Consider the following 22,597-nt stretch of genomic DNA (forward strand, 5'->3'; position numbering starts at 1 on the left):
CGCCCCATGGATCTACCTATGGCCAAGCTTCGCGGCCCGCACCGCCGCTTGCGCGGCGGCCAGTCTGGCGATCGGCACGCGGTAGGGCGAGCAAGACACGTAGTCGAGGCCAACCTCCTCGCAGAAATGGATCGAGGCCGGGTCACCGCCATGTTCGCCGCAAATACCGAGCTTGATGTCGGGCCGCGTCGCCCTGCCCTTTTGCGCCGCCATGCGCACCAGTTCGCCGACGCCTTCGATATCGAGCGACACGAACGGATCCTGCTCTATGATGCCCTTCTGGCGGTAGGTTTCGAGGAACGAGGCCGCATCGTCACGCGAGATGCCGAATGTGGTCTGGGTGAGATCGTTGGTGCCGAACGAGAAGAATTCGGCCGACTCGGCGATGACATGGGCGCGGATCGCCGCACGCGGCAGTTCGATCATCGTGCCGGTCAGATAGTCGATCTTGACGCCGGTCTCCTCCATCACGCTCTTGGCCACGGCATCGATGCGCGCCTTGACGTAGTCGAGTTCTTTTACGAGACCGACCAGCGGCACCATGATTTCGGGAACCACCAGCGCACCGGCCTTCTTGCCGGCTTCGACGGCAGCCTCGAAGATGGCGCGCGCCTGCATCTCGGCAATTTCTGGATAGGAAACGGCCAACCGGCAGCCGCGATGACCGAGCATCGGGTTGAATTCGTGCAGGGCTTCGGTGCGTTGCCTGAGCTTGTCCGGGGACACATTCATGGCGGCAGCGACTTCGGCCACTTCCGCCTCGGTCTTGGGCAGGAATTCGTGCAGCGGCGGGTCGAGCAGACGGATCGTCACCGGCAGGCCGGCCATGATCTCGAACAGTTCAAGGAAATCCGAGCGCTGCATGGGCAGAAGCTTGGCAAGTGCCGTGCGCCGCTCTTTCTCCGTGTCAGCCAGGATCATCTCGCGCATGGCAACAATACGCTCGCCGTCGAAGAACATGTGCTCGGTGCGGCAAAGCCCGATGCCTTCAGCGCCGAAGGACCGCGCCATGCGCGCGTCGAGCGGCGTCTCGGCGTTGGTGCGCACTTTCATGCGGCGCACCGCGTCCGCCCATTCCATGATGGCGGCGAAATCGCCGGAAAGCTCCGGTTGCAGCATCGACACGGCGCCCTTCAACACCTGGCCGTTGCTGCCGTCAATGGTGATGATGTCGCCCTTGCGGAAGGTCGACCCCATCGCCAACAGCGTTCCGGCCTTGTAGTCGACACGCAGCGAGCCAGCGCCCGACACGCAAGGCTTGCCCATGCCGCGCGCCACCACCGCGGCGTGGCTGGTCATGCCGCCACGCGTGGTCAGGATGCCTTCCGAGGCGTGCATGCCGTGAATGTCCTCGGGACTGGTTTCGATGCGCACCAGGATTGCCTTGCGTCCCAGCGTCTTCAGATCCTCGGCATCGCCAGAGGAAAAGACGATCTCTCCGGTGGCAGCACCTGGCGAAGCCGGCAGGCCGATGCCGATCACATCGCGCGCGGCCTTCGGATCGATGGTCGGGTGCAGCAACTGGTCAAGCGAGGCCGGATCGATGCGAGCAACGGCCTCTTCTTTCGAGATCAGACCGTCCCTGGCCATTTCGACGGCGATCTTCAGCGCGGCCTTGGCGGTGCGCTTGCCCGAGCGCGTCTGCAACATCCACAATTTGCCGCGCTCGATGGTGAATTCGAGATCCTGCATGTCACGGTAATGCTGTTCCAGCCGATCGGAAATGGTCACGAAAGACTGGAAGGCATCCGGCATCAGCTTCTGCAGCGACGGCTTGTCGGACCCGGCGGCAATGCGCGCGGCTTCGGTGATGTTCTGCGGCGTGCGAATGCCCGCGACGACATCCTCGCCCTGCGCGTTGACCAGGAACTCGCCATAGAGCATCTTTTCGCCGGTCGACGGGTTGCGGGTGAAGGCGACGCCGGTTGCAGAGGTATCACCCATATTGCCGAAGACCATGGCCTGGACGTTGACCGCCGTGCCCCAGCTTTCAGGAATGTCGTGCAGGCGGCGGTAAGTGATTGCGCGATTGTTCATCCAGCTCGAAAACACGGCTGATATCGCGCCCCAGAGCTGTTCATGCGGATCCTGCGGAAACGGCTTGCCGAGTTCTTCCTCGACCTTGGCCTTGTAAAGCGCGATGACACCCTGCCATTCGGTGGCCGTCAGTTCGGTATCGAGTTCATGACCGAGGCCGCCCTTCTGATCCTCCAGGATTTCCTCGAAGACCTCATGGTCGAGGCCCATGACGACATCGGAATACATCTGGATGAAGCGACGATAGCTGTCATAGGCAAAACGCGCATCGCCGGAATCGGCGGCCAGCGCCTCTACCGTCTCGTCGTTGAGGCCTAGATTGAGCACCGTGTCCATCATGCCGGGCATCGAGGCGCGGGCGCCTGAACGCACCGACACCAGAAGCAGTTTCGACGGATCGCCGAAACGGCGGCCGGTCAAGCGGCCGATGTGATCGAGCGCAACAGCGACATCTGCTTCCAATCCTGCCGGATAGGTGCTGCCATTGGCATAATAGGCGTTGCAGACTTCGGTGGTGAGGGTGAAACCCGGCGGTACCGGCAGGCCTAGGCTGCACATTTCAGCCAGATTGGCGCCCTTGCCACCCAACAGATTCTTGTCGCCGGCACGGCCTTCCGCCGCGCCATCGCCAAAGGTGTAAACCCACTTGGTCATGCTCTGCTCTCCGGTTGCAGGAGATTGGAAAGATTGACGAAACGAATGGTTCCGCCGGGTCCGACTTCGGAGCGATATGATGCTGCAGTGCGAAAGGCAAGGCGTAGTCACATCCGCCAGGCCGCTACAATCGATTAAGGAAGCCGCGTCAAAAAGACTTGCCACTTCGACGCGCCGAGAATAGAACATAAAGGGAACAAAAGGCGCCTCATGAAACTCAGCGGAAAACTCGACTATCTGGAAATGCCGGCGACCGGCGGGACATTGGACAGGTTGAAGGCTTTCTACAGCGCGGCCTTTGCATGGTCGTTCACGGACTATGGGCCGACCTACTCCGCATTCTCGGAAGGTCTTGACGGCAGCTTCCAGGCCGACAGCGACGAAGCCCCGGCAAAACCGCTGCCAGTGCTTTATTCCCAGGATCTGGAAGACACGCTGGACGCCGTCGCAAATGCCGGCGGCGCCATCGTCAGACCGATCTTCCCGTTTCCCGGCAGCAGACGGTTTCACTTCGTCGATCCGGCTGGAAATGAACTGGCTGTCTGGGGAGAGTAGGCAGGAAAGACCTATTATCCGCGCGCCTGCGACCGTCCCGCCGCACCCAGTGAATCGGGCCGAATAGTCGCAATATCCAGGATTGAGCTTTCGATCGGCTCGTCATATAAGGCCGCGCGCAGTCGACTGACGTCAGCTGCTGGGGCGTCGCCAAGTGGTAAGGCATCGGTTTTTGGTACCGACATTCCCAGGTTCGAATCCTGGCGCCCCAGCCATCCCAAATTGGTCCGTTCCGGACACATGGGGCCCCAAGAATACTTTTGCGATCTTCCCATGAGTGCGATTGGCTATTAGTTCTGCTGCAGGGTGGCGGTCCAGGATGGAATTTCAATGAACCTTCCTATCTTCGCCATCAACCTCGATCGCGAGACCGATCGCTGGAGTGAATTGCTCGCCAGCGCCGAAGCGGCCGGCCTGACCTTGCAGCGCATTGCGGCCATCGACGGTCGCGCTCTCGCAAAAGACAGCTGGGCGGATATCGATCTTCCAGCCGCGCGCAGGCTAAGCGGGCGTGACATTCTGCCCGGCGAATATGCCTGTTACCGCAGCCATATCAAAGCGCTGGAAACGTTCCTGGCCGATGGCAGCGCCCATGGCCTGATTGTCGAGGACGACGTCCTGTTCGACGAAAACACCACACGGCGCATCGAGGCCATCATCGCCGCGGTACCAGATTTCGACGTCATCAAGCTGACCAACCATCGCACGAGCTTGTTCCTGCGCGCCGTCGAGACGACGGAAGGCGACGAGATCGGCCGCGCACTGCATGGCCCGCAGGGCTCTGCCGCAGCCTATCTGGTGACACGGGTAGGAGCGCAAGGGCTGTTGTCGGCGCTCGCGGTGATGAAAATGCCGTGGGACGTCGCACTCGAACGATTTTGGGACACCGGCCTGAAAATCTATTCGATCCGCCAAAATGTACTCGCCTTCGCTGCCGGCAGCGAAACCTCGGGCATAGTCGGCCCCTCGGGCAGCTATAAATTCGCGCGACTTTCCTGGCCGGGCCGGTGGAGCGCCGGGGCGTTGCAGGCCGCAGACCATCTGCGCCGCCTGCATCATGTCCTGCTACGACCTCCCTTGCCGCGTGAAACCCCTGACTACGCCAGAGATGAAGCGCCGCGCAACACGCCGCTTCTGCTGGTTGCCGCCTTCGCCATTCTCGCTTTGGTTTCCGCGGTCTGGCACGAGGCTCATACTTATCGCTATGCGGGGATGGCGCTGACCACGGTCGCACTCATCCGCTGGTTCAGGCTCGATCTGTGGACCTACAGCAAACCGCTGATCGGAGGCGTCGGTTATCTGTGCCTGGGGTGGTCGCTATATGTCTTCATCCGGCTGGCGATCGTCTATATCGGCACCGGCCAGTTGGGCAGTGCCGAAGGCATCTACCTGTTTCCGCTGTTTTATGCGACGACCGGCTTCGCCTTCTTGCTGTTTGTCAGGCGGCCCGCGCAGCTCGTCCTCTGGTTCATGATCCTCAGTCTTGTCTTCCTGGCGGCGGACACCAGCTATTTTGACATACTTCATGGCATCAGGCCGGATCCATGGCTTTTCAACAACCCCATCCACGCGTCGGTAGCGGCTGGTTTCATCTTCCTTTGTACCCTGCAGTTCATGGCATACACGGCCCAACGAACGGACCTGAACAACACAACCAGAAGCCTGCACTGGGCGCTGGCGGCAGCCGTCCTCCTGTTTGCTCTCACCAACATCATTGTGCTGCGGTCAAAGGGCGTCTGGCTTGCGCTCGCGCTCGTCCTGCTCTTGTTGGCGGTCATGACCCTGGCGAGAGGCCATCGCCGCGAGTTGATGGTCGGGGGCGGCGTGCTGGCGGTCGTGGCAGCCTGCATTGCCGCCACATTCGACATCTTCTGGTCAACAGCAGGCGACACAGTAATCTTCGTCAAGACCCTGGTTTCGGATGTTTTGAGCCATGGCGTCCTACCGGCCTTCGACCACGCCATCGCCAGCGATGCCGTTCCGATCCAGGCCAAGGAACGGCTGATGCTGTGGGCCAATGCGATCGAGGTCTGGAAACGCCATCCGATCTTCGGAGCCAGTTCCAGCTGGCTCACCGAATGGGAGAACAGGACATATCATCCCGACATCTACAACGTCTTCCACAATGGCTATCTGTGGACTTGCTTCGGTAAAGTGGAGAGCGGGTTGCTCATTCGGCGGCGTTTCGCTCGAACTGCATCGGGCTGATGTAGTCGAGCGCGGAATGCCGCCGGATGGGATTGTAGAAGCCGTCGATATATCGGGCAATGGCGGCTTGGGCATCGGCGCGGGTAAGGAAAGAGGTGCGCCAGATCAGTTCAGTTTTCAGCGTCTTGAAGAATGTTTCGACCATGGCGTTATCAAAGCAATTGCCCTTGCCTGACATTGAGATGATGACGCCGGCGGCACGCAATTCGGCTTGGTAGTCGATAGAACAATATTGGCTGCCGCGGTCGGAGTGGTGAATGAGGCCGGGTTCCGGCTGCCGCATGACGAACGCCTTGTTGAGCGCTGCCAGAGCCAGGCTGCGGTGTAGCCGGTTGCCAGCAGCCCAGCCAACGACCTTGCGGGCAAACAGATCGATGACGACAGCAAGGTACAACCAGCCCTCCCGCGTCCAGATGTAGGAGATGTCGGCACCCCATTTCTGGTTGGGACCAGTGGCGGCAAAATCCTGGTCGATGACATTGGGGGCAACCGGAAAGGCGTGTTCGCTGTCCGTCGTGCGCTTGAACCGCCGCTTCTGTCTTGCCTGGAGGCCATTCTCCCGCATCAGACGCGCCGTTCGTCGCCGGCCAATGGCAAAGCCATTGTCTTGCAGTTCCCGCGTCATGCGCGGGCTACCATAGGTTCCGTTCGACAGCGCGAACGACGATCGCACATGCGCCAGCATTATCATGTCGTCGCGCTGCCGGCGGCACGCCGGCCGGCGCCCCCAGGCAAAGTAGCCGCTCGGGCTGACACCCAGCGTCGCGCACAAACGGTCCACAGGGAAATCCTTCTTCGCCTGGTCGATGAGCGCGAACCTCACCGACTTCCCTCCTTGACGAAAAAAGCCGTCGCCCGTTTCAAGATATCCCGCTCCTGCCGAAGGATTTCATTCTCCCGCCGCAGCCGTTTCAATTCAGCGGCGACATCAGCATCAGGCGGACGCCCAGGATCGCCCATCTCACGATCCAGCTGCCGACCCATCCATCGCGTCAGCGTCGAGAAACCAACACCAAGATCCTCCGCGATCTGCCGCTTCGTCCGACCGCTCGTTCGCACAAGGCCAACCGCCTCCGCCTTGAACGCATCCGTAAACTGTCTCTGTTTCGTCATCGAGGTCGCCTTTCATCAGAAGGAAACTCTCCACTTTTTCGGGGCAAGTCCACTGGAAATAGCTGTACGCTATGGCGTGGTTGGGCTCGCGTTCTTTGCATTTCTCTATACCTGGTCGTCCAGGCAAGTCCTGCTGGCCACGCGGGCCAAGCTGATCGCTCCGGCCGCATGGCCCTGCTACATTTCAACGCTGGTTCTCTTCGCCATCACCATCCTCAGCAATTCGAACAACCGGCTGGCTATGGGCGAGGCCTTCATGTGGTTCGCTGCCGCATTCGGCTTCTATTGTTTCTATCTTCGTCAACAGAAGAACCTTGTCGAGCCGAGAACCTATTTTTAGACGGCCGGCATGTCGCGCAACCCGGTTCCAATGACGCAATAAGGCCCTCCGTGCCCAAACCGTGATCCGATCGAGCTCAATCGATCAGCCATAGTCGAAACTCGAAAGGCCGGCGGATCAGCTCGCTTCTCGCGTCGTCTCTTGGGCGTCGCCAATTGGTAAGGCATCCGTTTGGTGCTGCCATTCCCAGGTTCGAATCCTGGCGTTCCCACCAATATTTGCCAGTCAAATTAGCCATACTTTTCGGCATCTTTCCGATAATCGGGAAAGTCGATGCCGGAATTCGCGACTTATCGGCAGCGAGACCTTCGTTACGATCGCATCAGATCAAAGACAGAGGTTCATAGGCATGCTGACGGACAAGCAGGTACGCGATGCGGTTGAGCAGTACCGCGAAGAGGGATACGCGGTCGTTCGACAATTCGTCGACGGCCACGAGATGATCCGGCTCAAGAAGGAAACCGATACCGTCTATGCCGAGGGCCTGAAGCATCACGCCACCTACCGGCACGGCAATCTCAGTTTCCAGATCCTACCTGAATCGGATTTCGACCAACGCTACGTGCTGCAGGCCTACTGGTTTTCGTGGATCAGCAGCTATTTTGAAGAATTCCGGCGCAGTCCCGACTATCTCAAGCTGCTGGAGGGGCTGATCGGCCGCGACATCCGGCAGATTGCGCAGCAGCTGCACTGGAAGCCGCCGGGCGCCAATGTCACGGGCTATCGCTTCCATCAGGATCTGCGCTTCCGCAACCAGGCCGCGTTCGACAATGTTGCTGACGCAACGGTGACCACGGGCCTCGCCGTCGACAGGGCAACGCTCGACAATGGCTGCCTTCAGGTCGTGCCCGGCAGCCACAAGCTTGGTTATCTCGGCCTTTCAGACGAGGGAACCGGCGAGTTAATGAAAGGGCTGACGGCCGAGGAAGAGTTGCGCAAGGTGGGCATCGACCCGGCGACCATCGTTCCGCTCGTGCTGGAGCCCGGTGACCTTGCCCTGTGGGGGCTGCTCACGGTGCACGGCTCCTCACCCAACAAATCTCGGCACGACCGCGCCTTCGCCCTGTCCAGCTATGTGCGGGCCGACTCGACGCAACGCGGCGAATGGGCGTTCCGGGACGGTGTCTCAGTACCGCTCGGAGAGACCCCAACGCTTTGCAAATACGAGAAGCTCTTCGAGGAGCCGGGACCGATGTACGACACCACCGCCTGGTGGAAATGACGCCGTCAAAACTGCCGGTGGGGGCACGAGGGGCCTGGCGTTCGCGCCGGGCCCCTCCTGGTGTTGGCCAGCAGGGTAGGCTCTCAGGCGGTGAAGTCCGCCGACAGTTCGCGGACCAGGAAATCGACGAAAGCGCGCACCTTGGCGGCGATGTAGGTGCGATGCGGATAAAGCGCGTAAATCGGACTGGAGTCTGGGCGGAACTCGTCGAGTTGCACTTCCAGCCGGCCATCGCCTATCGCGGCGTCAACCAGCAGGCTCGGCAGATTTCCGATGCCAAAGCCGGCGATCGTCATCTGATAGGCGGCCTCGACGCTGTTGGTCGAGATGCGCCCGCCCACGGCGGTATCGAACGCAGCACCATCCGGGCCCACGAACGGCCAGGTGCCGAGACGCTTGGCGAAATTGCTCAGCACGCAGGAATGGTCAGCCAGATCATCCGGATGGGCAGGCCGGCCATGGCGGTCCCAGTATTCGGGCGTGGCGCAGACGTAGTTGCGCACTTCGCCGAGCCGTCGCGCGATCAGCGCCGAGTCCGCCTGACCACCAAAGCGGATGGCGACGTCATAACCCTCCTCGACGATGCAGACGACGTAGCGTGCCGTGAGGTCGAATTCGATGGTTGTCAGCGGGTTCTCGTCGAGGAATTTCGGCACCAGCTTGGTGATGCGCGTGTGGCCGAGCACGTTGGAACAACGCGGATCAGGCCGCGCGTCTCCTTGTGCAGGCCGCGCGTCGAGTCCTGCAGTTCGGAAATATCGTCCAGCACGCCGCGGGCCCGAGGGGCATAGTCGCGCCCCGCCTCGGTAAGGCTGAGGCGGCGGGTAGTGCGGTTGATCAGCCTAACGCCGAGATCATCCTCGAGCTCCTTAATCATCCGGCTGACCGCCGTCGTCGACATGTTGAGATCGCGCGCCGCGGCGGACAGGCTGCCCAGCAAACAGACCCGGTCGAATACCCGCATCGCCGTCAGAAGATTCATCTTGGCTCCCCCTCGCCGTCAAACCTGCTCCGCCGCTTGCGACTTTCGACAGAAGACAGCGCTGAGCGACGATGCGGCAAGGGCATTCCACCGAATTTGGACGTAAAATCAACAAAGGGAGAAACGACATGACATCCAGGCCTCTTCATCCCGCGATCGACGCCCTGGCGCGAAGCGCGAAGAACGGCGCGCTCGACCGCCGCGAATTCCTGGCGCTCGCCAGCGCCCTCGGCGCCAGCACGGCCGTCGCCTACGGACTGATCGGCCAGCCGGTTCCTGCCTTTGCCGAAGAAGCAACCCAGCCTAAAAAAGGCGGCATCGTGCGCGTCGCCATGCAGGTTCTGGAGCTTGAGGACCCTCGCATCTTCAAGGTTTCGCAGATGGGTAACATAGCCATGCAGTTCCTTGAGCCGCTGGTGCGCTGGAAGCCCGATTTCACTTTCCAGCCGATGCTGCTCGAAAGCTGGCAGATCAATGACGACGCCACCGAATATGTGCTCAAGGTGCGGCCGGGCGTGAAATGGTCGAACGGCGACGATCTCACGGCAAAGGACGTCGCCTTCAACATCACGCGCTGGTGCGAAAAGGAGGCGCCCGGCAATTCGATGGCCGGGCGCATGACCTCGCTGATCGACACCGAGACGAAAATGGCGCGCGCGGGCGCGATCGCGATACGCGACGACCACACCGTCGTGCTGAAGCTGTCGCGGCCCGACATCTCCATCATCCCGGCGATGACCGACTATCCCGCGCTGATCGTTCACCACGCGTTCAACCCGAAGGAAGCGGCCTTGTCGGCCAACCCGATCAGCACAGGGCCGTTCGAGCTCAAGAAGCTCGATGTCGGCGTCGCTGCCTCGGTGCGGAAGCGGCCTGACGGTTCCTGGTGGGGTGGCGATGTGTTCCTCGACGGTATCGACTGGATAGACTACGGCACGGATTCGGCGGCCACCGTCTCCGCCTTCGAATCCGGGGAGATCGACCTCAACGGCCAGACCCAGTCCTACGATGTCGGCATGCTCGACAAATTGGGACTGAAGAAGTCGGAGATCGTCACCGCCGCGACCGTAGTCTCGCGCTGCAATGTCAATGCCAAGCCCTATGACGACAAGCGCGTGCGCAATGCCATCCAGCTGGCGGTGGACAATGAGGCGGTCCTGCAGCTCGGCGCCAACGGCATGGGTATCGTCGCGCAGAACGACCATGTCGGGCCCATGCACCCAGAGCATGCCGACTTGCCGCCCATCAAGCGTGATCCCGCCCGGGCCAGGGCATTGCTCGAGGAAGCCGGCCATCTCGACTTCGAGTTCGACCTGATCTCGGTGGAGGCCGACTACCGAAAGGAAAGCTCGGATGTCGTCGCCCAGCAGATGCGCGATGCCGGCTTCAAGGTGAAGCGCACGGTCATTCCCGAGTCGGCATTCTGGAACGACTGGACGAAATACCCGTTTGCGACGACCAACTGGAATGCACGCCCGCTTGGCATCCAGACTTATGCGCTCGCCTACCAGAGCGGCTCGGCGTGGAACGAGACAGGGTTCGCCGATCCGGAGTTTGATGCCAAGGTGCAGAAAGCCAATGCCATCGCGGACGCCGACCAGCGTCGCGTGCTGATGAAGGAACTGCAGGTGATGCTGCAGGACTCCGGCATCATCATCCAGCCCTACTGGCGAAAGCTGTTTTGCCATATGAAACCCGGCCTCATGGGCTATCAGATGCATCAGGCCTATGAGCAGGACTTCACCAAGGCTTGGCTTGCCGCCTGATTTCATAAGGCAGTCACGATTGAAGGCGGCGCACTTCGGAGCGCCGCCTTTCCTGTCCCTGCTCAACGCGGAAGCTGCCCGAAAGCTTGCAAATCGACAGAGGCTTTCGAACAGCCCACCGCTTGCAAGGGGCACAAGGAACACAGCCGTCCGCACTCGCCCCGCCGTGGGCTTTCCACATCATCCGCAAGCCGCCGGATCGGTGCTTCCAGAGCAACTCTGACCCGAGGTGTCTGACATTCCGCGTCCATCATTGTCGCAAGCTCCGGTTCAACCTGAAGCATATCCGTGCCAACGCTTCGCAGAACCCGGTTTGAGCGGAAACGACCTTCCCGAAAACCGGGAAACTGGTCCTTTATCCTATTACAAAGCGGCTTGTTCGCTGCACGAACTGAAGCTACAAATCGACAAGATTTTCCCACCGCACGACACTTTCAGAACACCATAGAAACCTTCGCTGACCGACCCTCCGAGCGCTGGCGTTCGGAATTGCGGACAAACCATTTTGCGCCGAGACCAATGACGATCAAAATCAGGCTTCCAGGCGGCACCTTGAAGTTCAAGAAGAGCCATGAATTGCGGCGCAGGGAACAGAAGCGCGAAGTCCCGGTCTGGCAAGTGGGAGAGTACTTCATCGTCTGGTGGCCGAACACGATCCCAGACCGGCCCTCCAAACGCCCCGCCCCCGACAAGCAAAGTGCGGATTGACACTTCCGTAAGGGAAAGCGCTTGGTCTGCGGACGGGGAAGGTGGCTGCGATGGCTTTACGCATCAGATTGCCGCGCGGCACGCTCAAGGTGAAAAACCTATCGCGAACTGCGTGATCACGAGCGGGACCGGCGGGTGCCCGTGTTGAAGGTAGGCTCGATCTGCTTCACCTGGTCATCTGGCGGGGATCAGCCGCACAAAGGTCAGCTGGCGGCTTGACCGACTGCTCATTGCCTCCTGCAGCGCCTTGAATCAGCAACTCGGGACCGAATGAAAGCGCCCTACCACGCAAGACTCATTCACCTGTCGTCGATCCCGCCCACTCAGAACGGTACCAACCCACGAACTTTCCCAGGCCGACTTCCAGGGAGGTTCGTGGCCTGAAGCCGAAATCCCGCTCCAAGGCAGTCATGTCGGCGTAGGTCCTTTCGACATCGCCCGGCTGCATCGGCTCAAACCTGCGGTTCGCCTTCACGCCGAGCAGTCTTTCCAGAATGTCGATGAAATCGCCAAGCCGGGCCGGCTGGTTGTTGCCGACATTGTAGAGCCGGCTCGGCGGGATATCGCCCAAAGGCGGCCTGTCGAGCACCGCGACAACGGCCTCCACAACGTCGTCCACGTAGGTAAAATCCCGCCACATGTCGCCATTGTTGAAAACCCGGATCGGCTTGCCCTCGAGCATGGCCTTGGTGAAAATCCAATAGGCCATGTCAGGCCGGCCCCAGGGTCCGTAAACCGTGAAGAAGCGCAGGCCAGTCTGCGGCACGCCGAACAGGTGAGCATAGGTATGGCTTATCAGTTCATCGGCTTTCTTCGTGGCGGCGTAGAGTGAAACAGGCCTGTCGACCTGGTCCGTCTCGCCGAACGGCACCTTGCTGTTGCCACCATAGACCGAACTCGACGAGGCATAGACCAGATGCTCGAATGCCGGCTGCGCTCGGCAGAATTCCAGCACTTCGAGATGGCCCACAATATTGGACCGAACGTAAGCCCGCGGATTGTCGAGCGAGTAACGCACACCTGCCTGCGCGGCGAGATGAACGATCTTCCTTACATCAAGCCCGGCCAAAGTGTTGGTCAGCGCATCCTGTTCGGCAATATCGATCTGATGGAATGAGAAATGCCTGTGCTCGCGAAGGCGGGCGAGGCGCCCGTTTTTCAGCGCCGGGTCGTAATAATCGTTCATATTGTCGACACCGACGACTGCCTCTCCCCTGCTCAGAAGATGTAGGCAGACATGGCTTCCAATAAACCCCGCGGCTCCGGTGACCAGTACAGGCAATGGGCTCTCCAGATACGTGACAGGGCAACCGGCGGAGCTGCCCCCTTCAGCCAACGCTATAATGGAATCCGGAAAGGGAGGCTATCGGCCCGATGGGCACTTGCAGCCGGTACGCAGGATGCCTCAGCTTGCCTCGCGCATGGCCTCGGCGGCCTGAAGGTCGACCGACACGAGCTGGCTCACGCCCTGCTCGGCCATGGTCACGCCGAACAGGCGGTTCATCCGTGCCATGGTGATAGGATTGTGGGTGATGATGACGAAGCGCGTCTCGGTGGTCCTGGCCATTTCGTCCATCAGATTGCAGAACCGCTCGACATTGTGATCGTCGAGCGGCGCATCGACTTCGTCGAGCACGCAGATCGGCGCGGGGTTGGTGAGGAAAACGGCGAAGATCAGCGACATCGCCGTCAGCGCCTGCTCGCCACCCGACAGCAGCGTCATCGTCTGCGGCTTCTTGCCAGGCGGCCGGGCGAGGATTTCCAGACCGGCCTCGAGCGGATCGTCGGACTCGATCAGCTGCAGTTCGGCCGTACCGCCGCCAAACAGATGCGAGAACAGCCGCTGGAAATGGCCGTTGACCACGTCGAAGGCGGCAAGGAGCCTTTCGCGGCCTTCGCGGTTGAGGCTCTGGATTGCCTGCCGCAGCTTGCGGATGGCCTCGATGATATCCTCGCGCTCGGATACGATTGCTTCAAGCCGGTCCGAAAGTTCCTTCTGCTCTTCCTCGGCGCGCAGATTGACGGCGCCCAACCGTTCACGCTCGATCTTCAGCCGATCCAGCTGGCGCTCGATATCACCCATTTCGGGCATCGGGCTGTCGGCTTCGAGACCGGTATGGCGGATGACGAGGTGCGGCGGCGTGTTCAGCGTTTCCTGAATACGCGCCTCGACTTCCAGCCGCCTTTCGTCGGCGGCGGTCAGCCGCTCTTCGGTACGAACACGCGTCTCGCGCGCCTCGGCGAGCGCTTGGATCGCCGATATAGCGGACTTGTCCAGTTCGGACTGCTTGTTCTCCGCCTCTTGCAGGCGATCTCCCGCCGATTTGCGCAGCGCCTCGGCCTCGGTCAACTGCGACAGCAGGGCGCGCCGCTTGGCGTCGATCTCATCAGGCGCGTCGGCAAGCCGCTCACGTTCGGCTTCGGCCTCGGCCCTGCGCTCGCCGAGCGCCTCGATCTGCGTCGAGGCGTTCTCGGCGCGCTCCAGCCAGTTGCGGCGTTCCGCTCCGATAGCGTCGAGCCGGCGCATACGCGCCTCGGCCTCGCGCCGCAGCCCTTCGTGAACCGCGCGTGCATCGGCAAGGGCTGCGCGGTCACCCGCGACATTGGCGGCGGCCTGTTCGAGCTGCAATTGCAGATCGCCGAGATCAGGAGCGCTCTGCAACAGCATTTCCGCCTCGGCGAACGCTGCCGACGTCTCTTCGTGGCTATCGACGATGCGCGCGCGCGACTCTTCAAGCACCGCACGCCGGCTCGACAATTCGCCGCCGGCTTTTTCGGCCTGGGCCAACACGTTGCGGGCCGCGTCCAAGCCATGCTGGGCGTCGCGCCCAGCCTGCCGGGCATTGCGTTCGGCTTCGCTGATCTGGCGAAGCGCCAGCTCGGCGCGCGCAAGCGCTTCTTCGGCATCGCGCAGGACAAGCGTTGCCTGAACCGCTTCCGCATCGAGTTCGGCCAGCCGGTTCTTCTGTGCCAACCGCTGCGCGGCGGCGGTCGGTGCGTCGGCGCTGGCGGTAAATCCGTCCCAGCGCCAGAGTGCACCCTGGCCGCTGACCAGTCGCTGGCCGGGAGAGAGCAAGGCCTGAACCCGTGATCCGTCTCCGGCTTCCACGATGCCAATCTGCGCCAATCGGCGAGCCAGTTGCGCTGGTGCGCGAACCACGCTCGCGAGGCTCCTGATGCCCTGCGGCAGAGCCGCGTCGCTGGGTTGAATTTCGCTTTGCCCCCAATGCACTGGCGCGCTGCGGTCAAGCGGAACGTCAAGGTCCTCGCCAAGGGCTGCCCCTAGTGCCGTCTCAAAGCCACGTTCGACGCTGATCTGCTCCAGAACGGAGGGGAAAAGGTCGCCGCTGGCGGCATTCAGGATCTTGGCCAGAGTACGCGCCTCGGTCTCTATGCCAGCCAGCTCCGCCTTGGTGTCCTGAACCGGCGGACGGGCCGCACTTTCGGCCGCGCGTGTCTCTATAACCGCCGCCTCGGTCTCAAGGACAGCCGTTTCGGACTCTTCGAGCAAGGCCAGTGCCTGCTCAACCAGCACCCGCTTCTCGGCGGGATCGGGCAGGCCGGCGACCCGGGAAACGATGTCGGACAGTTCCCGATCCAGTTCAGCGAGTTGACGCGCGAAGCGGTCCCGGCGCTCGGCGGTTTCACGCAGCGAACGCTCGATCTGGTTGCGCGATGCGGCCGCCTCGGCGCGCTCCGCCGTCAATGCGGAGAGTTTTGTTTCGCTCGCGGCAAGCGTCGAGGCCGCCTGTTCGAAGGCGGCCCTGGTGGTGGCTTCGCGTTCGGCGGCCCCGGCATTTTCGGAATTGAGCGAGGCCTCCTCCGTGCGAAGCCGCTCGAGAATGTCCGCGTTGTCGCGGACCATGCGCTCCTCACGGGCAATGTCGCCGTCCAGTTGCTGCAGCCGGCGGTCCAGTTCCGCCTGGCGGGCGCGGATGCGGCCGGCCTCCTCTTCGATCTGCGCCTTGGCGATCGACAGGCGCTGGAAAGCAGCAGCGGCGGCGGCTTCCGCGTCTCGCAGATCCGGCAGCCGGTGCGCGCCGATGCCCTGCTCCCTGGCCGCGTTCATCTGGTATGCGGCGCGGTCGCCAACCAGCGCGGTCGCAATGGCCAGTGCCGAACGCGCCTCGCCCTCCTGCGTCTTGGCCAGCGTCCAGCGCAGATGCAGCAGCGTCGCCTCGGCCTTGCGGATATCGGCGGACAGGTTCTTGAAGCGCGATGCCTGGCGCGCCTGGCGCTTCAGGCTTTCGATCTGGCTTTCCAGTTCGCCAACGACGTCGTCCAGCCGTTCAAGGTTTTGTTCGGCCGCCTTCAGCCGCAGCTCGGCCTCATGGCGGCGCGTGTGCAGGCCGGAAATGCCGGCCGCTTCTTCCAGCAAAGCCCGGCGTGCCTGCGGCTTGGCCTGGATGAGTTCGCCGATGCGGCCCTGCCCGACCATGGAAGGCGACCGCGCACCGGTCGACTGGTCGGCGAAGAGCAGTTGGACATCCTTGGCGCGGGCTTCCTTGCCATTGATGCGGTAGATAGAACCCGCCTCGCGCTCGATACGCCGCGACACCTGCAACTCATCCGCATCGTTGAAGGCGGCGGGCGCCGTACGGTCAGCGTTGTCGAGGAAAAGCGTGACTTCGGCCGTGTTGCGGGCCGGACGTGTCCCCGATCCGGAGAAAATCACGTCGTCCATGCCCGAAGCGCGCATGTTCTTGTACGAGCTTTCGCCCATCACCCAGCGCAGCGCCTCGACCAGGTTCGACTTGCCACAGCCATTCGGCCCGACGATGCCCGTCAGGCCGCGCTCGATGACAAATTCGCCAGGTTCGACGAAAGACTTGAATCCGAGGAGGCGAAGGCGCGAAAACTTCATTCGCGCCGCTCCTCAAGTGGGTTCCGCAAGAGTGTCTCATGGTTTTGCGGCAAAAAGCCACGGGACAGCGGAAAGCCGCGCGCGCCGAAGCGTTGCCGCGCCGGCGCTGCCGAAACGTCAGAGCAGAGGGTCGATGATGGCCGACATTTCCTCAATCGACATCGCACCTTTGTAGGTCTTTCCGTTGATAAAGAAGGTCGGTGTCGAGTCGACCTTGAATTCATTGGCGCCGCGCTTCTGAACCGATCTCACATCGTCCAGAAGTTTCTGGTCCGTCAAGCAGGCTTCGAACGACTCCTGTGTAAAACCGGCAAGCTTCGAGATTTGCAGCAGCGCATCCTTGGTATTTGACACGCCAACCCAGTTGGCCTGCTGCTTGAACAGCACGTCCACCATCGGGAAATAGTTATCCTTGGCGCAGCGCGCCAGCATGAAACCGGCCTCGGCGCTCGGGTCGAACGGGAATTCGCGCAGAATGTAGCGCGCCTTGCCGGTGTCGATGTATTTCGTCTTCAGGGCCGGGAACGTGGTCTCGGCGAAATGCGCGCAATGCGGGCAGGTCATCGAAGCGTATTCGACGATGGTGACCTTCGCGTCGTCTTTGCCGAGCTGCTTGTCGGGCAACGCGCCAGGCTTCAGCAGCTCCGCCATGTTCACCGTGCCCTGGGACTCGGGCGCCTCTACGGCGGCTGGCGTGGCAGGCTTGGCCGGGGCCGCTGGCGCATCCGGCTTCACATCCGCGGCCTTGGCCTCATCGGCGGAGTCACTGCATGCGGCGAGCAGGGCCACGGCCGGGATGGCGGCCAGCGAGGACAGGACGTTTCTGCGAGACAAGGAACGGATCATACGAATCACCTGAGAATGGTTGGATTTTGCAATGCAAAGGCTAGAAAAGGCGAGACTTGGCGCGAATTAAGGCATCGCTGTCCCCAATCCAATCGACAAATTTTACCCTGCCGATCACGAATACGCGAGAGGGTGGCCAAGGTCACTGTTTCCTTTCGCCAATAAGGGTCGCGCCCAGCCTCTCCAGCGAAGCGCGCAATGCATCATCCTCGACCTTGCCAACCGTGGCGGACAGTTTTGTCTTTTCGGCGGCGGTCAGCGGCCTGAGCGTCGGTTTCTGCCGGCCCTTGTCCGTCGTCATCGGCTTCTGCACGATCTTGATGCGGCCGATGGCGTTGAAGCCAAGGAAAGCGTTGACCCTGTTAATGATCTCGCCGGTTTCGTGCTGCAGGTGGAGTGCCGCCATGCCTTCGCAGGCGATGACCAGCACCGCCGGTTCGAACGGATCGTCCTCGTGCATGCGACGCGGCCACTGGATCTTTTCGGGGCGAGAGCGGCTGGCGAGGCGAGGACCGGCAATCTCTTCCCATGACTGGACGAGGCCGATCGAAATACCGGCCCGTTTGCGCAGCACCGGATCCAGGATCAGGATCGAAAGATCGCCGACCGGGACGGGATTGCCGAAGGACCTTCTCCCTGCCATGTACCTTCTCCAGCAAGACCTTCACCATGATTTACAGGCTAGGGCCAGTTCCCCGATCAATGGCACCGCATGACCAGACCCGCAAGGCCGTCCATCCAGATAGCGACGACACAGCATCCCGGTTGCTCGGCTGGTATGACAAGCATCACCGCGACCTGCCATGGCGCGTCCCGCCGCGCGAGCTTGCGCGGGGCGCGCGACCCGATCCCTACCGTGTCTGGCTGTCGGAAGTCATGCTTCAGCAGACCACGGTCGAAGCGGTGAAATCCTATTTCCGGGCTTTCCTGGAGAAATGGCCGACCGTCGATGCGCTGGCCGCGGCGCAAACCGACGACGTCATGAAGGCCTGGGCCGGGCTCGGCTACTATTCCCGTGCGCGCAATCTGAAGGCCTGCGCCGATATCGTCGCCCGGCGAGGCGACCGGTTCCCGGATACCGAAACGGGCCTCAGGGAATTGCCGGGCATCGGCGCCTATACGGCGGCGGCGATCGCCGCGATAGCCTTCGACCGTCCCGCCGCGGTCGTCGACGGCAATGTCGAGCGGGTCGTCACCCGGCTGTTTTCGATCGCCACGCCGCTCACCGAGGCCAAGGGCCAAATTCGCGTCCATGTCGAGCGTATGGTTCCGATGACAAGACCGGGTGATTTTGCCCAGGCGATGATGGATCTGGGCGCCACGATCTGCACGCCGCGCCGGCCGCGTTGCATGCTTTGCCCGCTGCGCGAGGACTGCAGCGCAACCATTTCAGGCGACCCCGAGCGCTTTCCGGTTCGTTTGCCGAAGGCCGAGAAACCATCGCGGCGCGGAGCCGCGTTCGTCGCGGTCAGGAGCGACGGCGCCATCCTCTTGCGCAAGCGCGTGGAAAAGGGGCTTCTCGGCGGCATGACCGAAGTGCCGACGACCGGCTGGACCGCCCGGATCGATGGGGCGACCACGGATGCCGCCGCCCCCTTCCCCGGCAACTGGCGGCGTGCCGGCAGCATTGCGCATGTGTTCACGCATTTCACGCTGGAGCTCGACGTTTTCCGTGCGGAGGTGGATGGCGACACACCTGCCGGACATTTCTGGTCGACGCCGGCTGAAATTTCAGGGGAAGCCCTACCGACTGTCATGAAAAAGGTGATCGAGGCTGAATACCGGGCGCGACCAAAAAGCAGCGCCCGCACTGAAGAGGACAAGAATGACTGAAATCCGCCACATCGTTTTCGACATCGGCAAGGTGCTGGTTCACTACGATCCCAACATTCCGTTCAGCCGGCTGATCCCAGACGAGAAGGAGCGGAAATGGTTCTTCGACAATGTCTGCACGCATGACTGGAACATCGAGCAGGATCGCGGCCGGACGTGGGAAGAGGCCGAGGCGCTGGCCATTGCCGATCATCCCGACCATGCGGAAAACATCCGCAATTTCCGCCGCCATTGGCACGAAATGGTGCCCCATGCCTATGACGACAGCGTTGCCATCATGGAGAAGCTGATCGACAGCGGCCACGACGTGACGCTGCTGACCAACTGGGCCGCCGACACATTCATTGAGGCCCGCGGCCGCTTTCCGTTCCTGGACCGCCCGCGCGGCGTCACGGTGTCCGCCGAGATCGGGCTGATCAAGCCGGATCGCAGGATCTACGACCATCACGTCGCTTCATTCGATCTCGATCCGGGTGTGTCCCTGTTCATCGACGACAGCCAGAAGAATGTCGACGGCGCTAGGGTGGCCGGCTGGCAGGCGGTGCTGTTCACAGATGCCGGGACACTTCAAGCGGATCTTGAACGTCTCGGAATCAAGGTGTGATCTGAATCGCTTCCATCAATCCGTTGATACTTTGAATCAACGCAATACCCGGCGTGCAGGGGTTCAGGCCCCTGCCCGCTCCATGCCGAGTCGGGCAATGCGGCGAAGCTCGTCGATCGGGGTCAGGCCACCGCTGCGCTCATAGTGCCAGAAGGTCCAGCCGTTGCAGGCATCAAGCCCCTGCACTTCCGCGCCGATCTTGTGGATCGAGCCGGCGCTGCCGTCGATCGCCACCGTGCCGTCGGCGCGCACCTTGGCAGCCCAACGCTTCTTGGCGTCATAGAGCGTGGCGCCCGGCACCACCAACCCGGTGTCGATGAGGCTCACGAAGGCAACGCGCGGCTCGGCGCGCTTGCCGGTAAGAACAGTCAGATCAGCCCCGTCCAGCGGCCGTACGGCATCGATGCGCTCATTGGCGGCGTCGATATAGGCCTGCTCGCGCTCGATGCCCACGAAGTGGCGACCGAGGCGCTTTGCCACCGCACCTGTGGTGCCCGATCCAAAGAAGGGATCGAGCACGATATCGCCGGGCTTCGTCGAGGCCATCATGATACGGGCAAGCAGCGCCTCCGGCTTCTGCGTCGGGTGCAGCTTGTCGCCATTGTCGTTCTTCAGGCGCTCGCCGCCGGTGCAGATCGGAAACAGCCAGTCGGATCGCATCTGGATGTCATCGTTCGACGCCTTCATGGCCTCGTAGTTGAAGGTGTAGCCCTTGCCCTTCTGGTCGCGCGAGGCCCAGATCATCGTCTCATGGGCGTTCTGGAAGCGGCGGCCACGGAAATTCGGCATCGGATTGGTTTTGCGCCAGACGACGTCATTGAGTATCCAGAACCCCAGATCCTGCATCTTGGCGCCGACCCGGAAGATGTTGTGATAGGAGCCGATGACCCAGATGGTGCCATTGGGCTTCAGCACCCGCCGCGCGGCCAGCAGCCACGCACGCGTGAAGGCGTCGTAGGCCTCAAAACTCTCGAACTGGTCCCAGTGGTCATCAACGGCATCGACCTTGGACTGGTCGGGCCGATGCAGGTCGCCATCAAGCTGCAGATTGTAGGGCGGATCGGCGAAAATCACGTCGATGGATTTTTCGGGCAGCCGGTCAAGCGCGGCGACGCAGTCGCCCTTGAGGATTGTATCCAGCCACTCGGACTGCTGAGGAGCGTGGGAAAGCTCGGCAAGAAGACGCACGGCAGACATTGTTACACCCAGGGCACGCGTTACTGTTTACTCCCCGTTATGGTTACCGATCAGCGTAAATATTCGATGAAGGTGCCGCGTCCGGACTGGCAATTTGCGAAGGCTGGCCCGTTGGTGTATGCCGCGCCGCCTGAGCCGTCTCGGCCTAACCCTCACCTCGCGCATTCCGGATCGCCATGCCCCAGCCAGACCTTGTCATCTTCGATTGCGACGGCGTGCTCGTCGATTCCGAAATCATCGCCGCGCGTGTCGAGGCGGAACTCCTGACCATGGCCGGATACGAAATCTCGGCCGAGGAACTAGCGGAGACCTATGCCGGGCTGACCTTCAAGGACATCATGATGCGGGTCGAGGAAAAATCCCTGATCCCGTTCCAGGCCTCGCTGATCGACAAGGCCGAGGAGCTCGTCGACCGCAAATTGCGCAGCGACGTGCGCGCCATCGACGGCGTGCGCGACGCGGTTGCCGGCGTGACCGTCCCGCGCTGCATCTGCTCGAATTCACGCTCGGAGCGGATCGAATTCATGCTTGAGAAGATCAATCTGCTGCCATTTTTTTCCGGCCGGATTTTTTCGGCGCTGGAAATTCCGACGGGAAAAACCAAGCCGGCTCCCGATGTCTTCCTCTTCGCCGCCGGAAAACTCGGCGCGAATCCGGCGAACACCTTTGTCATCGAGGATTCCGTGCATGGCGTTGCAGGCGCTAGGGCGGCGGGCATGCGCGTCATCGGCTTCACGGGAGCAGCGCACAGCTATCCCGGCCATGCGGACGCGCTGACCGAAGCAGGGGCCGAAACGGTCATACGCCGCTGGGCGGAACTGAAAAGCGTGATCGCCGCCTTGTCGGAATGGTCGGCGGACGCCTGAGAAAACGTGCGTCCGTCTGGACGCACGTCAAAAATGCGACCGCCTAGTTCGTCGTGGCGACTTTCTTTCTGTGGGTCGTCTTCTTCGACTTGTCCGTCGCTTTGGGCGTGGTCTCGTCATAGCCGGCATAGGCTTGATAATCCGCTGCCGACGGCTCGGGCACCACAACATTTGAATCAGTGAAGACGAACTGAGTGGCAACCGAGGGGTCGGTCACCTGGACCTGATACTGATGAAGTTGCGAGTACAGGACATCCGTGCCGTGCATCACGGCGACCCGGATCGGCATGGTGATGGTGCCCGGAGCGAACTTCGGGCCGGGAACGATCCTGCCGGCGACCGCGATCTTCATCGACAGTTGCCCATTGGCACGGCTGCAATCGCGGGTCAGATCGGAAATCGACGCCTGATAGATGACATTCGCCGAATTGTCCTGCGGAGCAGCTGCCGCATCCGGCGCCGGTGGGGCATCCTGGGCAGCGGCTCCCTTTTTCTTCCTGGGCGCTGGCGCCGCCTTGGCATAGGTGTTGAAGAAAGCGGTCCCGTCGCGCACTGTCACTTTCGGGCAGTAGGCCAGCAACTGGCTGGCGACAATCTTGGGGTCCGGCGGTGGCGGTGGTGTCGTATCCTTTTTTCCGAAGCCGAGAATGCCATTGTCGCTTGATTGGCAGCCGGCGGCGGCAAGCATAAAGCCAGTAAGCGCAAGACCCGCGACAAAGCGACGGTTGAACGAATGAAACCCCATAAACTGCACTTCCCTCTCGCAAAGCTGGTGACGTATATCAACCGCGCGGCAAAAATG

The 22,597-nt window shown here is 61.7% G+C and carries 18 protein-coding genes, 1 tRNA gene and 1 pseudogene; 10 read left to right on the forward strand and 10 right to left on the reverse strand.

Features of this window, described 5'->3' with window-relative positions; translation table 11 throughout:
- Positions 1-12: 12 nt before the first annotated feature.
- The gene (ppdK, locus tag LGH82_RS10680; RefSeq protein ID WP_227348451.1) at positions 13-2,691 is read right to left on the reverse strand and encodes a pyruvate, phosphate dikinase; all 2,679 of its coding nucleotides are present in this window, start codon (positions 2,689-2,691) and stop codon (positions 13-15) included.
- A gap of 210 nt (positions 2,692-2,901) precedes the next feature.
- Here ppdK and LGH82_RS10685 point away from each other — a divergent pair, with 210 nt between their 5' ends.
- From LGH82_RS10685 to LGH82_RS10695, 3 genes are all read left to right on the forward strand, one after another.
- Entirely contained in the window at positions 2,902-3,246 is a 345-nt protein-coding gene (locus LGH82_RS10685) for a VOC family protein (RefSeq protein ID WP_227348452.1), read from the forward strand.
- Positions 3,247-3,386: 140 nt separating this feature from the next.
- A tRNA-Gln gene (locus LGH82_RS10690) sits at positions 3,387-3,461 on the forward strand.
- Between the two features lie 115 nt (positions 3,462-3,576).
- Positions 3,577-5,454 (forward strand): glycosyltransferase family 25 protein, encoded by a 1,878-nt coding sequence (locus tag LGH82_RS10695; RefSeq protein ID WP_227348453.1) that lies wholly within the window; start codon positions 3,577-3,579, stop codon positions 5,452-5,454.
- Here LGH82_RS10695 and LGH82_RS10700 read toward each other — a convergent pair.
- Positions 5,417-6,567, reverse strand: a protein-coding gene (locus tag LGH82_RS10700) for an IS3 family transposase (RefSeq protein ID WP_413771365.1) whose coding sequence is annotated in 2 segments (ribosomal slippage) — positions 5,417-6,303 and positions 6,303-6,567 — 1,152 coding nt in all. Because the reading frame shifts where the segments join, the coding sequence is not laid out codon by codon here. The two genes, LGH82_RS10695 and LGH82_RS10700, sit on opposite strands and share 38 nt — an antisense overlap.
- Positions 6,568-6,643: 76 nt before the next feature.
- Here LGH82_RS10700 and LGH82_RS10705 point away from each other — a divergent pair.
- Together LGH82_RS10705 and LGH82_RS10710 are read left to right on the forward strand one after the other, a co-directional pair.
- Positions 6,644-6,907, forward strand: a complete 264-nt coding sequence (locus LGH82_RS10705) for a hypothetical protein (protein WP_227348454.1) — start codon at positions 6,644-6,646, stop codon at positions 6,905-6,907.
- A gap of 349 nt (positions 6,908-7,256) precedes the next feature.
- The gene (locus LGH82_RS10710; protein WP_227348455.1) at positions 7,257-8,129 is read left to right on the forward strand and encodes a phytanoyl-CoA dioxygenase family protein; all 873 of its coding nucleotides are present in this window, start codon (positions 7,257-7,259) and stop codon (positions 8,127-8,129) included.
- Positions 8,130-8,212: 83 nt separating this feature from the next.
- Here LGH82_RS10710 and LGH82_RS10715 read toward each other — a convergent pair whose 3' ends face one another.
- Both LGH82_RS10715 and LGH82_RS10720 read right to left on the reverse strand, forming a co-directional pair.
- A complete protein-coding gene (locus LGH82_RS10715; protein ID WP_227348456.1) occupies positions 8,213-8,815 on the reverse strand; it encodes a substrate binding domain-containing protein in 603 nt (200 codons plus the stop codon).
- Positions 8,755-9,111, reverse strand: coding sequence for a LysR family transcriptional regulator (locus LGH82_RS10720; protein ID WP_227348457.1), 357 nt, complete (start codon positions 9,109-9,111; stop codon positions 8,755-8,757). The genes LGH82_RS10715 and LGH82_RS10720 overlap by 61 nt, the downstream gene beginning before the upstream one ends.
- Positions 9,112-9,239: 128 nt before the next feature.
- Between LGH82_RS10720 and LGH82_RS10725 the strand changes: the two genes are divergently transcribed.
- Entirely contained in the window at positions 9,240-10,877 is a 1,638-nt protein-coding gene (locus LGH82_RS10725) for an ABC transporter substrate-binding protein (RefSeq protein ID WP_227348458.1), read from the forward strand.
- A gap of 519 nt (positions 10,878-11,396) precedes the next feature.
- Positions 11,397-11,585, forward strand: coding sequence for a hypothetical protein (locus LGH82_RS10730; RefSeq protein ID WP_227348459.1), 189 nt, complete (start codon positions 11,397-11,399; stop codon positions 11,583-11,585).
- Between the two features lie 295 nt (positions 11,586-11,880).
- On the opposite strand, the gene LGH82_RS10735 is transcribed toward LGH82_RS10730, so the two are convergent.
- From LGH82_RS10735 to LGH82_RS10750, 4 genes are all read right to left on the reverse strand, one after another.
- Complete coding sequence (locus LGH82_RS10735) at positions 11,881-12,867, reverse strand: NAD-dependent epimerase/dehydratase family protein (protein ID WP_227349549.1); 987 nt, start codon at positions 12,865-12,867, stop codon at positions 11,881-11,883.
- A gap of 123 nt (positions 12,868-12,990) precedes the next feature.
- Entirely contained in the window at positions 12,991-16,449 is a 3,459-nt protein-coding gene (gene smc / locus LGH82_RS10740; RefSeq protein WP_227348460.1) for a chromosome segregation protein SMC, read from the reverse strand.
- A 117-nt stretch (positions 16,450-16,566) separates the two neighbouring features.
- A complete protein-coding gene (locus tag LGH82_RS10745) occupies positions 16,567-17,295 on the reverse strand; it encodes a DsbA family protein (protein ID WP_227348461.1) in 729 nt (242 codons plus the stop codon).
- A 142-nt stretch (positions 17,296-17,437) separates the two neighbouring features.
- On the reverse strand, positions 17,438-17,938 hold the full coding sequence (locus tag LGH82_RS10750; protein ID WP_227348462.1) for a DUF721 domain-containing protein: 501 nt from the start codon (positions 17,936-17,938) through the stop codon (positions 17,438-17,440).
- Positions 17,939-17,997: 59 nt separating this feature from the next.
- Between LGH82_RS10750 and mutY the strand changes: the two are divergent.
- Together mutY and LGH82_RS10760 are read left to right on the forward strand one after the other, a co-directional pair.
- Positions 17,998-19,109: pseudogene (gene mutY / locus LGH82_RS10755) on the forward strand (A/G-specific adenine glycosylase).
- 11 nt (positions 19,110-19,120) lie between these two features.
- Complete coding sequence (locus LGH82_RS10760; protein WP_227348463.1) at positions 19,121-19,732, forward strand: HAD family hydrolase; 612 nt, start codon at positions 19,121-19,123, stop codon at positions 19,730-19,732.
- A 63-nt stretch (positions 19,733-19,795) separates the two neighbouring features.
- Here LGH82_RS10760 and LGH82_RS10765 read toward each other — a convergent pair whose 3' ends face one another.
- Complete coding sequence (locus LGH82_RS10765; RefSeq protein WP_227348464.1) at positions 19,796-20,929, reverse strand: site-specific DNA-methyltransferase; 1,134 nt, start codon at positions 20,927-20,929, stop codon at positions 19,796-19,798.
- Positions 20,930-21,105: 176 nt separating this feature from the next.
- Here LGH82_RS10765 and LGH82_RS10770 point away from each other — a divergent pair, with 176 nt between their 5' ends.
- On the forward strand, positions 21,106-21,795 hold the full coding sequence (locus tag LGH82_RS10770; protein WP_227348465.1) for an HAD family hydrolase: 690 nt from the start codon (positions 21,106-21,108) through the stop codon (positions 21,793-21,795).
- A gap of 43 nt (positions 21,796-21,838) precedes the next feature.
- Here the strand turns inward: LGH82_RS10770 and LGH82_RS10775 are convergent, their stop codons facing one another.
- Complete coding sequence (locus LGH82_RS10775; protein WP_227348466.1) at positions 21,839-22,540, reverse strand: hypothetical protein; 702 nt, start codon at positions 22,538-22,540, stop codon at positions 21,839-21,841.
- Positions 22,541-22,597 lie beyond the last annotated feature (57 nt).

The organism is Mesorhizobium sp. PAMC28654, from assembly GCF_020616515.1.
Classification (GTDB): domain Bacteria; phylum Pseudomonadota; class Alphaproteobacteria; order Rhizobiales; family Rhizobiaceae; genus Mesorhizobium.

Excerpts from the sequence above, each read along its gene's own strand:
- LGH82_RS10745 (WP_227348461.1), bottom strand. The coding sequence starts at position 17,295 with ATGATCCGTTCCTTGTCTCGCAGAAACGTCCTGTCCTCGCTGGCCGCC.
- LGH82_RS10765 (WP_227348464.1), bottom strand. The coding sequence starts at position 20,929 with ATGTCTGCCGTGCGTCTTCTTGCCGAGCTTTCCCACGCTCCTCAGCAG.
- LGH82_RS10750 (WP_227348462.1), bottom strand. The coding sequence starts at position 17,938 with ATGGCAGGGAGAAGGTCCTTCGGCAATCCCGTCCCGGTCGGCGATCTT.
- LGH82_RS10730 (WP_227348459.1), top strand. The coding sequence starts at position 11,397 with ATGACGATCAAAATCAGGCTTCCAGGCGGCACCTTGAAGTTCAAGAAG.
- LGH82_RS10775 (WP_227348466.1), bottom strand. The coding sequence starts at position 22,540 with ATGGGGTTTCATTCGTTCAACCGTCGCTTTGTCGCGGGTCTTGCGCTT.
- LGH82_RS10710 (WP_227348455.1), top strand. The coding sequence starts at position 7,257 with ATGCTGACGGACAAGCAGGTACGCGATGCGGTTGAGCAGTACCGCGAA.
- LGH82_RS10725 (WP_227348458.1), top strand. The coding sequence starts at position 9,240 with ATGACATCCAGGCCTCTTCATCCCGCGATCGACGCCCTGGCGCGAAGC.
- smc (WP_227348460.1), bottom strand. The coding sequence starts at position 16,449 with ATGAAGTTTTCGCGCCTTCGCCTCCTCGGATTCAAGTCTTTCGTCGAA.
- LGH82_RS10720 (WP_227348457.1), bottom strand. The coding sequence starts at position 9,111 with ATGAATCTTCTGACGGCGATGCGGGTATTCGACCGGGTCTGTTTGCTG.
- LGH82_RS10685 (WP_227348452.1), top strand. The coding sequence starts at position 2,902 with ATGAAACTCAGCGGAAAACTCGACTATCTGGAAATGCCGGCGACCGGC.
- LGH82_RS10760 (WP_227348463.1), top strand. The coding sequence starts at position 19,121 with ATGACTGAAATCCGCCACATCGTTTTCGACATCGGCAAGGTGCTGGTT.
- LGH82_RS10695 (WP_227348453.1), top strand. The coding sequence starts at position 3,577 with ATGAACCTTCCTATCTTCGCCATCAACCTCGATCGCGAGACCGATCGC.
- ppdK (WP_227348451.1), bottom strand. The coding sequence starts at position 2,691 with ATGACCAAGTGGGTTTACACCTTTGGCGATGGCGCGGCGGAAGGCCGT.
- LGH82_RS10770 (WP_227348465.1), top strand. The coding sequence starts at position 21,106 with ATGCCCCAGCCAGACCTTGTCATCTTCGATTGCGACGGCGTGCTCGTC.